Genomic DNA, 14,690 nt, shown 5'->3' on the forward strand with positions numbered 1-14,690 from the left:
GAAGTTATCGCTTCCAGAAAATTTTTACAGCCGAAATCTTTTCCGTTTCAAGACGTTCTTCAGCACACGGCCTAAATTGGTTTTTGAGATAGAAATCAAGAGGTGATTTATAGAAAGAACCGTCTTTTCGTACTTCCGAATCTCTATCGATCACCCAACCGCTTAAATCCGATTCCGCTTTTTTTAGTTCCGACAACATCTGAGATCCAAAACCTTTTCCGTGTATTTCGGTGTCGAGCAAAATAGCGAACCATCTGGAATCATTCCTGCTGAATGTGCACGCCCAACCCTGGATTGTGTCATCATTGCCAATCAGCAAATAATGATTCGGGTCAGACAAGGAGTTGAGGTACATTTCAAAATCCGCGACATTTTCGTAATTGAGCGTGACCGGATATTCGCAGTTCCATATTTGGCAAATGCGGATTTTTTCGAACGTGTCGAGTAGTTTTTTCTGACGGATTATCATTCCCGAAAGATAACGAAGATTTATCGCAAGCGTTCGGCCAATTCGCGTCGGTACGTAATCCCGACAGGAATTTTTTCATCCGTAACCAAAATCGATTCCCGGTCGAATCCTGAAATTTTATCCAAAGCCACAATGTAAGATTTGTGGACGCGCATGAATCGTTCGGCCGGTAACGAATTTTCGAGTTCATTGGTCGTCATGGAAGCGAGCCACGTTTTTTCCGGTGTAAAAATCTTGACGTAATTGCCGTAACTCTGGGCATACATCAATTGGTCGAGCGGGATTTCGATCATCGAACTATCGACTTTGACCGTAATGGAATTGATATTATTTCCGGCCACAGCGGGTTTTGGGAACATTTCGAACAATCTCTTGACTGCTTTTTCAAACCGCGGATGGAAAATCGGCTTGAGTAAATAATCGACCACGCCAAAATCGTAGCTTTCGAGGGCGAATTCAGAATAGGCGGTAGTCAAAATCGTGCGTGGCGGATTTTCAAGTTGGCGCAACAGTTCGAGTCCGCTCATTTCCGGCATGTCGATATCGAGAAAAAGAATGTCTATTTGATGTTCCGACAGATAAGCCGCCGCATCGAACCCGTTATAACACTGGAATTCGAGCTTGAGATTTGGGTTCTGTCCGATGTAATTCTGCAACACGTAATGCGCCGCAGGTTCGTCGTCCACGATCATGCAACGGCGCACGGATGGCATGAGGCAACTTTTTTTAGCGGAAGTTCAAGCGAGACCGTGTAGCATTCCGGCTGTTGGTCCACCTCCATTTTATAATTATCCCCGTGAAGCAAATCGAGGCGTTCGCGGGTTTTTTGCAGGCCGATCTTGGTTGAAATCACCTGCTGTTTTTTCTGTGGTATCGAATTGCTGATTTTGGCGACGAGTTTCGAATCGACAATTTCCATTGAAATGGTGACGAAGCAATTTTCAACTGTTCCCGTTCCGTGCTTAAAGGCGTTTTCAACGAATACGATCAGCAGCATCGGAGGTATTTTATACGAATCGGAAGCCTTGATCTTGTCGTCGAATGCGATGTTGCATCTGTAACCGACGCGTTCTTTTTCCAACTGGATGTAGCTGTTGATAAATTCGAGTTCTTCCTCCAATGTGACCCACTGACGCGAATCGGATTCAATCTGGTAGCGGAGCAATTGCGATACTTTCATGATCAGATCCGGCGTGCGTTCCGGATGCTGCAAACTTGTTCCGTAAAGCGTATTGAACGTATTGAAAAGAAAATGCGGATTGAGTTGGCTTCTAAGCGATTGCAGTTGCAGTTCGTTGAACAACAACGCTTCATCCTGCTGTCTTTTTTGTTCCCGATAAAATTTGAACATGATGATCGGGCCTAAGATAATCACGAGGTTTGCGGTGACGCCGGCGGCCTGGTATAAAAAACCTTTGTTGTAACTCGGGCTTGAATTCGGGATTTTAGCGAGTACGTAATTGGCATATTCGTGTATGCCGAATGAAAAAAGCAGGATCAGTACGATCGTTCCGCCTATATATTCAAATGGCATCCGTTTGACCAACAGCGTCGGCAACAGTAAAAAACGATTCGTCTGTGCATGGATGTACAAAATCAGGAAATAACCAAAAGCGCCCGCCAATGCTAAGGCAGATCTGTGATGAACCCAATCGTATTTGAGCAAATGGATTGTCATTACGAATAGAAAAACCGCGGTTTCCTGACCGTATTTACTCGCTAAAATAGATTTAACACGCTGCTCCATCGGGGCAAAGGTCGTGATTTTTGTTTTCTTTAATAGTTTCAAATGACGAATGCATTTTGTCATTTAATAGGCTGTAAGCTAAGTTTCAATGAAAAGGGCAAAGTACTTTTGTACCCGACATTGAGAAAATCCCTTTTTATGCCCAACTCACTCAAGTTACTCTTTTTGGCAATCCTGACGACTTCATTTGCCCAGGCCCAATTGCTTACTTTGCCCGATGCTGTGGCCACAGGAATAAAGAACTACCCGAATATCAAGGCGAAGGAAAACTACAACAAAGCTTCGGCTGAAACCGTCGGCCAGGCAAAACGCGATTATCTGCCGAATGTTGTCCTCGTAGGCCAGCAGGATTACGGAACGGTCAACGGACAGAACGGCCCGCTTTACGGCTATGGCGGTTATGGAGTCGCCTCTTCCGGATTGCCGCTCGACCACCAGAACTGGAATGCCGCTTTCGGGGCTTTGTACCTGGCGAACGTCAACTGGGAATTCTTCACTTTCGGTCGGTACAAAAACCGGATTCTTCTGGCAAAAGCCGATGAAGTCCGCACCAAAGCCGACCTGAACCAGGAAATCTTCCAGCACCAGATTCGCATTTCCGCGGCTTACCTGAACCTTTTGGCGAGCCAGCGATTGCTGCGTTCCCAAATCAAGAACCTTGAACGCGCGCAAGTGGTTTTAAATACTTCAGCTGCCCGCGTCCGGAACGGATTGTTGCCCGGGGTCGATTCGACCATGGCGAGCTCCGAAGTATCGCGTGCTAAAATAGACGTGAACCGTGTGCGTGATTTAGTCAAGGAACAAAACAACCGACTCGTCCAACTGATGGGCGTCGAAGTCCGGGATTATGCACTTGATACGTCTTTGGTTGCCCGCGTTCCCAAGAATGTGCTGACTATGGAACGGCCGTCCGATACCATAAATCCTATTTTGAAATTCTACAAAAGCCGCGTCGATTATGCCAACCGGCAGGAGAAACTTTTTAAGACCGGTTATTTTCCGTCTTTCAGTCTGTTCGGGGTTTATCAGACGAGAGCTTCGGGTTTCGATTCTTCTTACGCAACCGACCAGACGGCATTTACCCAGAATTATGTCGATGGCATCAGCCCCGACAGGCAGAATTATCTCGTCGGCGTCGGTGTGACCTGGAACCTGACCAATATTTTCCGGACATCGAAACAAGTGGCTTCACAAAAATTCGTGTCTGCGGGATTACAGGAAGAATACAATCTGGTCGACCAACAACTCAAGACACAGCTCGATGCCGCCGATGCCAAGATCCGGTATGCGATGGACAATTACAACGAATCGCCGCGACAGGTGCGTGCTGCCCAACAGGCGTATCTGCAACGGACGACCTTATATAAAAACGGGTTGACGAATCTTGTCGATGTGACCCAGACGTTGTATGCGCTCAATCGTGCCGAAACGGACCGCGATGTCATTTATACCAACGTCTGGCAATCGCTTTTGCTCAAAGCATCGGCCGCCGGAGACTTTAACCTGTTCCTGAACGAATTCTGATATAAGCCATGAATCTGATTAAATTTGCACTTCGCAAACCTATTTCCATTATCGTTCTCGTCGCCGGATTGTTCTTCTTCGGGATTGGTGCGGTAAAAGACATCAAAGTAGATATTTTACCGCAGATGAACCTGCCGGTCATTTATATTGCGCACCCTTTTGGCGGTTACACACCGGACCAAATGGAGGCGTACTATGCCAAGAACTACATCAATATCCTGCTTTTCGCCAACGGGATCAAATCTATCGAGACCAAGAATATCCAGGGTTTGATGCTGATGAAACTCACGTATTACCCGGGAACGAACATGGCCCAGGCCGCATCTGAACTCTCGGCCTTATCGAACCGGATACAAGCCATTTTTCCACCGGGTTCGCAACCGCCGTTCGTAATACGTTTTGACGCTTCGTCACTTCCGGTAGGGCAATTGGTGTTAAGCAGCCCGACACGGTCGAACAACGAATTGCAGGATATGGCCAACATCTATGTCCGTGCGTCGTTTACTTCGATTCCGGGATTGCTGTCGCCGGCACCGAATGGAGGAAGCCCGCGTACAATCGAGGTAAACGTAGATCCGGATTTGTTGCGGTCGCACAATCTTACCGCAGACCAGATTGTCGAAGCCATCCGCGTCAACAACCAGACCGCACCTCCGGGCAACGTACGTGTCGGGGACAAAAATTACCTGATGCCGACGAATTATACAATCCGTGACATCAAGGATTTCGAGAAGATTCCACTGTTCAAGAACAATGTCCAGAACTTATATCTGGGCGATGTGGCCAAAGTGAAAGACGGGGCAGACATCGTGGCCGGTTATGCACTCATCAACGGAAAACGTTCGGTGTATATGAACATCGCAAAAAGCGCCGATGCATCGACGTGGGACGTGGTGAACAATCTTAAAGCCGCGTTGCCCAGAATCCAGAGTACGTTGCCGGAAGACGTGAAATTGTCATATGAATTCGACCAATCGGTTTACGTAATCAACTCGGTCAAAAGCTTGATTACCGAAGGTGTGATCGGGGCGATACTGACCGGATTGATGGTATTGCTTTTTTTGGGCGACCGCCGTGCTGCCTTGATCGTAATTTTGACGATTCCGATTTCAATCATTTCCGGTGTCTTGTTTCTCAAATTGTTTGGCTTTACGGTCAACCTGATGACGCTTTCAGGGCTTGCTCTTGCGATTGGTATTTTGGTCGATGAAAGTACGGTGACGATTGAAAACATACACCAGCATTTCGATATGGGCAAACCGAAAGCCCTCGCCATTTGGGATGCGTGTAAGGAAATCGCCCTTCCGAAATTACTCATCCTGCTTTGTATCCTCGCTGTTTTTGCGCCGGCTTTTACCATGAGCGGAATCCCGGGGTCGCTGTTTTTACCATTGGCTTCCGCGATTGGCTTCTCGATGATCATCTCGTTCCTGCTTTCGCAGACGTTCGTTCCGGTCATGGCCAACTGGCTTATGAAACCGCATGTGCATCCTGAAAAAACAGATGCCGAAGATTTCGACCACGACGGAAAGGTCACGCGTTTCGAGAAATTCCGCGCGCGCTTCATTCGTTTTTTGGACAGATTGTTCACGGTAAGAAAACCGGTGACTCTGATTTACCTGATCGGGGTTACGGCTTTAGCGGTGGTCTGCATCACTTCAATCGGGCAGGACGTATTTCCCAAAGTCAATTCGAGCCAGTTCCAGTTGCGCATGCGCGCGCCTGCCGGGACACGTGTCGAACGGACGGAAGAGCAGGCTAAAATCGTCCTTAATGAAATCAATAAGATTGTCGGAAAAGACCATGTCAGCATCACATCGGCTTACGTCGGACAACACCCGTCATTGTTTTCCATCAACCCGATTTATTTGTTTACGGCCGGGCCACATGAAGCCGTTTTCCAGGTGGCGTTCAAGGACAATGAACTCGACCTTGACGCATTCAAGGATGAACTTCGCAGCCATATGTCGAAATTATTGCCCAATGTAAAACTGTCGTTTGAACCGATTGAATTGACCGACAAAGTATTAAGCCAGGGTGCTACGACGCCAATCGAGATCCGTGTGTCGGGCAAGGCCAAAAAACTCAACGAACAATATGCGCAGAAGCTCGTCGATAAACTCAAAGAAACTTCGTATTTCCGCGATGTACAGATTGCACAACCCGTGAATTATCCGGCGCTCAACGTCAATATCGACCGTGTGCGTGCGGCCCAGATCGGGGTCGATGTAAGTGACATTTCACGTTCGCTGGTAGCTTCGACATCGTCTTCCAGATACACCGAAAAGAACAACTGGATCGATGAAAAATCGGGGCAATCCTACAGCGTCCAGGTCCAGGTTCCTTTAGATAAGATGCGGACGGAAAACGACATCAATGAAATTCCGGTGCTACGCAACCAGTCGCGTCCGGTTTTGGGCGATGTCGCTACGGTTTATCCGGGAACGACACACGGGGAAAATGACAATATGGGCGCTATTCCATATGTGTCGGTAACTGCTAACATCAGCAAAAAAGATTTGGGAACTGCGGTGAAACAAGTCCGCAAAGACATCGATTCGTTAGGTGAATTGCCACGCGGATTGTTCGTCGAGCCCTTCGGGATGGGAACCGTTTTGGAAGATACGATGAACAGCCTGCAGTCAGGTCTTTTGGTAGCGGTTATCGTGATTTTCCTCATGCTGTCTGCCAATTTCCAGTCGTTCAAAGTATCTGCAGTAGTGCTTACGACAGTTCCGGCCGTGGTTTTGGGATCGCTGTTGATGCTGTTCCTCACCGGATCTACGCTGAACCTGCAGTCGTATATGGGAATCATCATGTCTGTTGGGGTTTCGATTGCGAACGCCGTACTTTTAGTCACGAATGCCGAACATCTGCGACTGCAAAGCGGAAATGCGATTGAGGCCGCACGTGAAGCCGCATCTGTCCGACTCAGGCCCATCATCATGACCAGTATCGCGATGATTATGGGGATGTTGCCAATGGCTATCGGACACGGAGAAGGAGGCGACCAGGTTTCCCCACTCGGACGCGCCGTAATTGGTGGATTGTTGTTTTCGACATTCGCCGTATTGGTTATCCTTCCGCTCATTTTTGCCTGGGTCCAGGGTAATGCCACGACACAATCTGTATCGCTTGATCCTGAAGATGAGCAAAGTAAATTTTATGTTGCACCGAACACTATCCACTCATGAAAAATAAGTTCCTGATTGTAATCGCTTCGGCACTTGTTGTTGCCTGCGGAAAAAAAGAAGAAGAAAACAAACCGGCTGCCGATGCACCTATGCCTGCATTGGAAACAGTCGCCGTCACCAAGGAGAAATTCTCGACGGAAATGCGCGTCCCGGCGGAATTGACGGGTTTCAAGCAAGTCGATATTTATGCCAAGGTCACCGGTTTTGTAAAGGAACTTAAGGTAGATATTGGATCCGAAGTAAAAGAAGGCCAGTTACTCATTGTACTCGAAGCGCCCGAAATAAGTTCACAACTCTCAGCTGCAGAATCGCGTTACAAATCGCTCGAAGCCGTTTACATTGCCAGCAAAGGAACTTACAACCGGCTGTTTGAGACAAGTAAGGTCGAAGGAACGATCTCCAAAAACGAACTCGAACTCGCCGATGCCAAAAAGAACTCAGATTACGCTCAGTTCCAGGCCGCAAAAGCATCATACGCCGAAGTCCAGAATTACAGGAATTACCTTCAGATCCGTGCCCCTTTTACAGGTGTTGTGTCTGCGAGGAATATCAATTTAGGCGCTTATGTGGGGCCAAGCGGAAAAGGTTCGGATTTGCCGATGGTCACGATCCAACAGCAAGACAAGCTGCGTCTTTCTGTTTTTGTGCCGGAACAATTCTCGGGTTACCTGAAAGATGGGGATGCATTGAAATTCCAGGTAAAATCGTTGCCGGGACAAGAATTCGATGCGAAGATTGCACGTATGTCCGGTGCCTTGGATGCCAGATTGCGTTCGGAAAGAGTCGAAATGGATGTCATCAACAAAGCCAATCTTAAACCCGGAATGATTGCAGAAGTCGTGCTTCCGCTCAATGCGCCGGACAGTACTATGGTAGTTCCCAAAAGTGCTGTGGTTACCTCAAGCGAAGGCGTTTATGTGTTGCTTGCCGATAATGGTTTGACCAAACGTGTAGATGTCCAGAAAGGCCGTGAGCTTGAAGACAAAGTCGAAATTTTCGGCGATTTGCCAAAGGGCGCCCAGGTTGTTAAACTTGGTTCAGAAGAAATAAAGGACGGAACCCCGTTGAAATAAAAAAACGCGACAAGTACTTGTCGCGTTTTTGCTTTAAAAGATTTTCGTTTACTTAGAAACCTTGTCAGCTGCTTTTGTTACTGCTTTTCCAGTAGCATCAGCGCCTTTTTTGACACCTTTGGCTGTAGCATCGGCTCCTTTTTTGACGCCTTTTGCAGTGGCATCGGCACCTTTCTTAATTCCTTTCTCGGTTTTGTCGGCAGCTTTGTCGACTTTTTGTTTTGGTGTTTCCTGTGCCATGGCTCCAATTGTGAAAAGGAAGGCGACGGCTAAAATTGCATTTTTCATGTGATGTCTGTTACTAATTATCAATTGATTTTGATATGATAAAGTAACGCTGAAAACAGAATCATATTTGCAAATATTCTATTAAAATTTCAGGATCCACGAAATAAAAAAGCCCGCTGTATGAGCGGGCGAATTACTTTATTTAGTCGGTTCCGGAGGCGGTGCCTGAAGCAATGCCGGAACATCATTCTTTGGTGCGTTGTTGTCGGTTCGGGTAATTTTTACTTTTCCTTCACCACCAGTTACTTGACCGTCTGAATTTATCGAAATTGGAGCAGATGTCGTGCTTCCGGCAGCTTTCTGTCCTGTTCCCGGAGGGCTGTTCAATGGTGCGCCTACTGCAATGTCACATCTGTGTCCCGGCTGTCCGTGGGCCGGATTCATTCCCGGAGCGACTTTTTGGGCCGGAGCCTGTGTGACTTTATAGCTTCCGTTTTGTCCCACGACCTGTCCGTTTGCATTGATGGTCATCGGCTGGCTTGTTGCCTGTGCCGGTTTTGTCTGTATTGGCTGGCTCAAAGGTGTTCCGACTGCGATATCACATCTGTGGCCCGGCTGTCCGTGTGGCGGATTCATTCCCGGAGCGGTAACAGCTTGCGGTTGTGCCTGAACCTGTTGCGGTGTCGGTGTGACTGGAGTCTGAGCATTTGTGGCTGCCAGAGGAATCGAACTTTCCTGTGGTTCCAGATCTTTTTTGCAGGCGACGAAAAGTACCGATATTCCTATCGCCAAAAAGGTATATGTTTTCATAAAAAGCAATTGATTTTCCAAATATAACAGTTTGGATTCCTTAAGCGTCGCATCTGTTGTTAAAAAAACGCCCGTAATTGCACGCTTCCGGTATGTATCGCTTTTGAAGTTTCACTTTTTCGGCCCTGATAATTGACATTGACATCAAGATATTGCGTCAGGTTCTTTTGCAACAGGAAACGCCACGTTAAATTCTGCCCTGCCTGAAGCCCTTCGAGCATTTGATAGGCGACGGGTGAAAGCGAATCCCCGTCGAACTTATTCTTGTACAACGAAAACTCTCCGTTGGCTGAAAACTTCTTTTCGCCCGTATAGGAAAACGAAGTTCCGAAACGGTCTTGTCCGAGAGATTCTTTATCATTTATCTCATTGTCCTTTTGCTGCCTTTCGTAAAAAATATCCCAGCTCGCATTTTTCGAGAACAAATACGATATTTTGGGAGAGAACTGATAGCCGTCGATTTCATAATTACGGGCTTCATAATTCTCAGATTCTGCTGTAGTGAAAATGGTTTTGCCGTTCATGGAGAACAACCAGGTTTTGGCCACGAGATGCGCGTATTGGAACTGATGCGAACGTGACGTATTCTCAATGGCGCCGACACTTAAAAGGCTTTTTGTATGGCTCGAAACATAGGTGTATGTCGTGGAATGCTTCTGCTTGCCGCGATTATAGAAAAGGCTGTTGCGGAAACTCTGGTTGAGCCCGAGAAGGCCATCGGAAGAAACGGAAAAAGGATCAAGGTCAAAGTTGTTCCCGTTCCGTTCAATCTTGCGTTCGGTCAGGTAAGAAATCTGGTCATAGAAATACGACATGAACTTCCTGAAACCTTTCTTGTTCTGCCATTGCCCGAAATTGAATGTGCCGGAAGCCGAGAACCGATTCTGGTGCGTGCGTAGAAAAATCTGGTTCGGCAAAAAGACCCGCACATATTTGGCCAGGTCCGGATAAGGCGCGACTTCGAATTCCTCGAGTTCCTGAATGCCGTTCCCGTTGTAATCGTTCCAGGTATAAATGCCTTGGCCGGGTTCGACTTCGACATAGGTAAATTCCTGTTGGGCGATTGTTCCCGAAGTATTTTCATAAGAACCGGTAACTTGTATGAGTTGGTCGAAAAACCGATCGTTGTAGAGCAAACGCGAATTGAGCGACGGTTCGGTTTCCAAAGCCGGATCTTCGAATTTGAGGCTTCGGTAATTGACGAAAAGCGAAAGGTTCGTCTTGTCATTTGAAATAAGGCGCGATTTGAGGTAATAGGAATTTGATCGGTTGACACGCGACAAAAATCCGTTCTGCAAACTGTCGTTGGTTCGGTTGAGGTAGCCGATTTCGACGAAAACCCTGGTGCTGTCCCCACGTCCGATGAATCCGCCAAACTCATTGTATTTCTGGCTCAGGGCCGATAATTGCCCGGTTGCATTGATACGTTCATGGTTGTCTTCTATCCTGTGGCTGCCTCCGACCCAATTCTTCCCGAACCGATACCTGAGCTGGAACGAATTTCTCAAAAAGGACGAATTCGAATAATCGGCGGTGCTGCTTAAGTAACTTCCGGAGTTGATGATATCCCACTTTTTGAGCTTGATTCTGGCATCGACGAGATGGCGCGACCCATTGAATCCGCCGCCGAAACCGAGGTTTTCAAATTGGTAACGCGCGGTTCCGCGATTGATATCGGTAAATGAAACACCGGAAACCAGATAGGATTGATCAAAAAGAGAGGCGGAATTGATGTTCGCCAGATTCCAGTCGCGGTCGAATTCGATGTTGAACAAACGTTCGATGGTCCGGAATTCCTTTTGGACAAACTGATATTGACCGTAAGCGTCGATGTTCCATTCCTTGCGTGTCAGCAAACGCTGTTTGGCGTTGATGCGTCCGGCAAGTCCACGGTTGTTGTCGTCCTGTATGTTGGAAAATAAATTAAGGTCGTTATTGCTGATGGCACCTTCAAAATCGATAAGCGTTTTTTCCGACGGATTGATCTTACCCATTATTGTCGCAATCTGCAATTTCACAGGTGCGATCAGTCGGATAATCGGTTCGTAATTGCCTTGGGGAATACCACCGATCGGGGCGACATATTCATAGATCTTACCGATTGCCGCCGTACTTGTCAGGACATAATTTCCCAGATTGTTTCCGAGCAATGTGAACCGGACGTTGTATAAAGTCTCTGTCTGGTCGTTCGAATATTCATAGACTTCGAGGCCGTTGACCAGGATTTTTCGGTAAAGGATTTTATTTTCCGAATAGGTGTCAACATAGGCAGATGGAGCCGTCATCAGGTTCGGATCGTCACCGGCATCGGCAAGAATCTGGGCTTGTTCAGGCGTGAGGTTTTGCTGAAGCGGCTGGTTCTTGACATCGTTTTCAGAATAGACATAGGTTCCGAGGCTCCATTTTTTTCGTTCGTGCATCACACCCGCATAGGTAACGAAGCGTGTGAAATTCCGGTCGGAGTATTGGTATTCGACGTTGATGCGCATCTCGGAAGTAATCGGAAACAAAGAGGTAAAGGTGATTTCACCGGCGTTGTAATCGATCACGTAATCTTCGCTTTCGCCTCGTTGCAAAAGAACGCCATTGACGTAAACCCGTTCCGAACCGGAAATCACAAGAATGTATAATTCTCCGTTTGGGCCACGCAGTTTGTATGGGCCCTGGTTTCCTTCCTGTCCGGTGAACTGGCTTCGTGCATATTGACCTCTGACCAAACCGACAGCGGCATTCGCAAAGGTTTTGTTGCCTTCTTTGCCAAACTCGAAGGCCGTTGAAATTCCCTGGACTTTTTTGTTGAAATTGAGGAAACGCGATTTTCTGTTTTCGAGGAATAAGTCGCCGGCGCGGATTTTCCATTTATCGCTGAACAATTCAATGAAAATCTGGTCGAATTCGTCGAGTTTTTGCGAATAACCGCCTTCCTGAAGCGGAACATTCGAGTCCTGGATAGAGGCGCGAAGGCTTACTTTGTCTGATATTTTGCCGACGATTTGAAGATCAAGGGCGGAATTCGTTACGGCATTTTGGTTGTTCCCGACGGTGATTCCGCGCGTGATGCTTCCGGATGTGTTCAGGCCTTCGAACGGGACGAATGGTTTGCGCGCCGCTTCTTTGACCTGATACAGATTCCCGTTTTCATTACTTACAACGCGCGAAGGATCATAAACGCTGTACGTTTTAGTGAGGTAATCTGGATATTTTTGATATGAAACCGTCAGGCTGTCCTGAGTTAGATTCGATTGCATGACAACAATCCCTTTTGCAAAATCGACTTTGTAAAAACTGCTGTCCAGCAGCTTTCCATTGGGGTCGCGAAGCTCGAAACGTTCGGGATTGATGCTGAAATTTTCAAGTCGTATCGTGTCTCTTTCCGGTTTTACCTTTTTGCTGATGTAACCTGACGGTGTCTGCTGTGCCCATAACAGGCAAGGCAGGATCGCAAGCAGGATCAGGAGCAACTTTTTCGGCATAGCAATAGAAACGGATAAAGACCAAATGTAGTGTGTTTGCGGGGATTGGGAAAAGGAGGGTTTGTGTTGTTGAGGAGTCTGGTTTTTTTGGAGTTTTAGACATAACAAGTTTTCAAAACTTGTTATGTCTAAAGTCAAGAGAAAAATCGATTTTGAATTACATTTTTTCTGCCTATTTTGTTAATTAACATAATCACGAAAAGTGGCAAAACAGTAGCTTTGCCAAAACTCAGATATGATTATCCGAACCGGAACGGCCCACGATATGCCGTCTATCTTAAAACTCATAAAGGAACTCGCCACTTTTGAACGCGAGCCAGATGCCGTGGTCGTTACCGTTGACGATTTAATCCGTGACGGCTTTGGTGAAAATGCGTTATTCCATACTTTTGTGGCCGAAACCGATTCAGGGATTATCGGCATGGCGCTTTATTACTACCGCTATTCGACTTGGAAAGGCAAGACGATCCACCTGGAAGATTTGATAGTCACCGAATCTGCGCGTGGCACTGGAGCCGGTTCAGCTTTGTATAAAGCAGTAATAAACCAAGGCAAAAGAGATAAAGTTTGTCGGATTGAGTGGAACGTGCTTGATTGGAATACGCCGGCAATTGATTTTTATGAAAAGTCTGGTGCAAAAATCATTGCCGATTGGCGTGTGGTCCACATGGACGAAAAGGTAATCCTGGAATTTACGGCCTAGCCCGGATTTTAGCGGATAGCCCACAGCAGAGACGGCCTGGTTTTCACCAAACGGGCAGCGACCAACGGAAGCTCGCCTGTTGCCGATGAAAACCTGCCGGAAATGCGAGGACTTGAAGCGGAAGCCGGAACCAGCTCCTGAAAAAATAATAACATTATTGGTCATAGCACAAGTCATTTGACTTTCAACTTTCGACCATCTATTAAACTATGAAAATCTACAAATTCGGCGGGGCTTCCGTCAAAGATGCGGCAGGAATCCGCAACGTATACGAGGTATTGCAACAAGCAGGTTATGAGGACGTTCTGCTCGTGGTTTCTGCCATGGGAAAAACGACGAATGCTTTGGAAGTGGTCATAAAAAACTACTTTGAAAAGTCGCGCCAATTGCAGGAGTCGCTCCAGGACGTCAAGAAATACCACATTGAGATCCTGCTGGATTTGTTCGATAATGGAGACCATGATGTGTTTGCCGATGTGAACCGCCATTTTTCGGACATGGAGTATTTCCTGTCGCACAACAAATCACCGAACTATAATTTTGTTTACGACCAGATTGTGAGTTACGGGGAATTAGTTTCCACGGTGATCCTGTCGCATTATATGAATTTCAGGAACATTCCGACGAGTTGGATCGATGTCAGGAATTTTATAAAAACAGACAGTACGTACCGCGACGCTAATGTCGATTGGGATCAGACGCAAAAAAACATCTCGAAGAATCTCAAGAAAAAAGCACTCAACATCACGCAAGGGTTTTTGGGTTCCGATGAAAATAATTTTACGACCACTTTAGGACGTGAAGGTTCCGATTACACGGCCGCGATCTTTGCCTACTGCCTAAATGCCGAAAGCGTGACGATCTGGAAAGACGTTCCGGGTGTGATGAACGCCGATCCACGCTACTTTGAAAATGCGACGTTGCTGAACCAGATTTCGTATCGGGAGGCGATCGAGCTGGCTTTTTACGGGGCGACGGTCATACATCCGAAGACGCTTCAGCCGTTGCAGAGAAAAGAAATTCCGTTGTATGTGAAATCCTTTCTGAATCCATTATTGCCAGGAACATCGGTTTCGAAAGGTGCCGATTTGGACCCGCAATTGCCGTGCTTCATCGTTAAAAAAGACCAACTGCTTATTTCACTTTCATCGATAGATTTCTCGTTCATCATGGAAGAAAATATCAGCGAGATTTTTGCTTTGCTGCACAAATTCAAGATGAAAGTCCATTTGATCCAGAACTCGGCCATTTCATTTTCGGTCTGTGCCGATGATAAATTCGGGAATTTCCCTGAACTCAAGACGATTCTTTCCAAAAAATTCAAGGTTTCCTACAACGAAAATGTATCGCTTTATACCATTCGCCACTTTGATGACAAAGCGACTAAGATCGTAGAATCGGGGAAAGAAGTTTTGGTAAAACAGGTCAGCCGCGAGACTATCCAGATTGTGACTTTGTAGAAAATTTGA

The 14,690-nt window shown here is 46.8% G+C and carries 11 protein-coding genes; 5 read left to right on the plus strand and 6 right to left on the minus strand.

Annotated elements, in window-relative coordinates; all coding sequences use genetic code 11:
• Window positions 1-4: 4 nt before the first annotated feature.
• The 3 genes from G6047_RS06925 to G6047_RS06935 are packed head-to-tail and all read right to left on the minus strand — an operon-like array spanning window position 5 to window position 2,279.
• Window positions 5-469 carry a GNAT family N-acetyltransferase gene (locus G6047_RS06925; RefSeq protein ID WP_169526758.1) on the minus strand — a complete coding sequence of 155 codons (465 nt, stop codon included), beginning with the start codon at window positions 467-469 and terminating at the stop codon, window positions 5-7.
• Between the two features lie 20 nt (window positions 470-489).
• On the minus strand, window positions 490-1,182 hold the full coding sequence (locus tag G6047_RS06930) for a LytR/AlgR family response regulator transcription factor (protein ID WP_169526759.1): 693 nt from the start codon (window positions 1,180-1,182) through the stop codon (window positions 490-492).
• On the minus strand, window positions 1,158-2,279 hold the full coding sequence (locus G6047_RS06935) for a sensor histidine kinase (protein WP_235946509.1): 1,122 nt from the start codon (window positions 2,277-2,279) through the stop codon (window positions 1,158-1,160). The genes G6047_RS06930 and G6047_RS06935 overlap by 25 nt, the downstream gene beginning before the upstream one ends.
• Before the next feature lie 75 nt (window positions 2,280-2,354).
• Here G6047_RS06935 and G6047_RS06940 point away from each other — a divergent pair, with 75 nt between their 5' ends.
• Genes G6047_RS06940 through G6047_RS06950 form a run of 3 tightly spaced genes read left to right on the plus strand, consistent with a single transcriptional unit; the run spans window position 2,355 to window position 8,007 of the window.
• Window positions 2,355-3,740: a TolC family protein gene (locus G6047_RS06940; RefSeq protein ID WP_169526760.1), complete on the plus strand. Its 1,386-nt coding sequence runs from the start codon at window positions 2,355-2,357 to the stop codon at window positions 3,738-3,740.
• Between the two features lie 8 nt (window positions 3,741-3,748).
• Window positions 3,749-6,934 (plus strand): efflux RND transporter permease subunit, encoded by a 3,186-nt coding sequence (locus tag G6047_RS06945; protein WP_169526761.1) that lies wholly within the window; start codon window positions 3,749-3,751, stop codon window positions 6,932-6,934.
• Window positions 6,931-8,007: an efflux RND transporter periplasmic adaptor subunit gene (locus G6047_RS06950; protein WP_169526762.1), complete on the plus strand. Its 1,077-nt coding sequence runs from the start codon at window positions 6,931-6,933 to the stop codon at window positions 8,005-8,007. The genes G6047_RS06945 and G6047_RS06950 overlap by 4 nt, the downstream gene beginning before the upstream one ends.
• Before the next feature lie 48 nt (window positions 8,008-8,055).
• Here G6047_RS06950 and G6047_RS06955 read toward each other — a convergent pair whose 3' ends face one another.
• From G6047_RS06955 to G6047_RS06965, 3 genes are all read right to left on the minus strand, one after another.
• The gene (locus G6047_RS06955; protein WP_169526763.1) at window positions 8,056-8,295 is read right to left on the minus strand and encodes a hypothetical protein; all 240 of its coding nucleotides are present in this window, start codon (window positions 8,293-8,295) and stop codon (window positions 8,056-8,058) included.
• Window positions 8,296-8,433: 138 nt separating this feature from the next.
• Entirely contained in the window at window positions 8,434-9,045 is a 612-nt protein-coding gene (locus G6047_RS06960) for a hypothetical protein (protein WP_169526764.1), read from the minus strand.
• A gap of 59 nt (window positions 9,046-9,104) precedes the next feature.
• The gene (locus G6047_RS06965; RefSeq protein WP_169526765.1) at window positions 9,105-12,518 is read right to left on the minus strand and encodes a hypothetical protein; all 3,414 of its coding nucleotides are present in this window, start codon (window positions 12,516-12,518) and stop codon (window positions 9,105-9,107) included.
• Window positions 12,519-12,753: 235 nt separating this feature from the next.
• Here G6047_RS06965 and G6047_RS06970 point away from each other — a divergent pair, with 235 nt between their 5' ends.
• Both G6047_RS06970 and G6047_RS06975 read left to right on the plus strand, forming a co-directional pair.
• Complete coding sequence (locus G6047_RS06970) at window positions 12,754-13,221, plus strand: GNAT family N-acetyltransferase (RefSeq protein ID WP_169526766.1); 468 nt, start codon at window positions 12,754-12,756, stop codon at window positions 13,219-13,221.
• 209 nt (window positions 13,222-13,430) lie between these two features.
• A complete protein-coding gene (locus G6047_RS06975; protein ID WP_169526767.1) occupies window positions 13,431-14,681 on the plus strand; it encodes an aspartate kinase in 1,251 nt (416 codons plus the stop codon).
• Window positions 14,682-14,690: the final 9 nt, after the last annotated feature.

It is taken from the genome of Flavobacterium silvaticum (assembly GCF_012911565.1).
GTDB lineage: Bacteria > Bacteroidota > Bacteroidia > Flavobacteriales > Flavobacteriaceae > Flavobacterium > Flavobacterium silvaticum.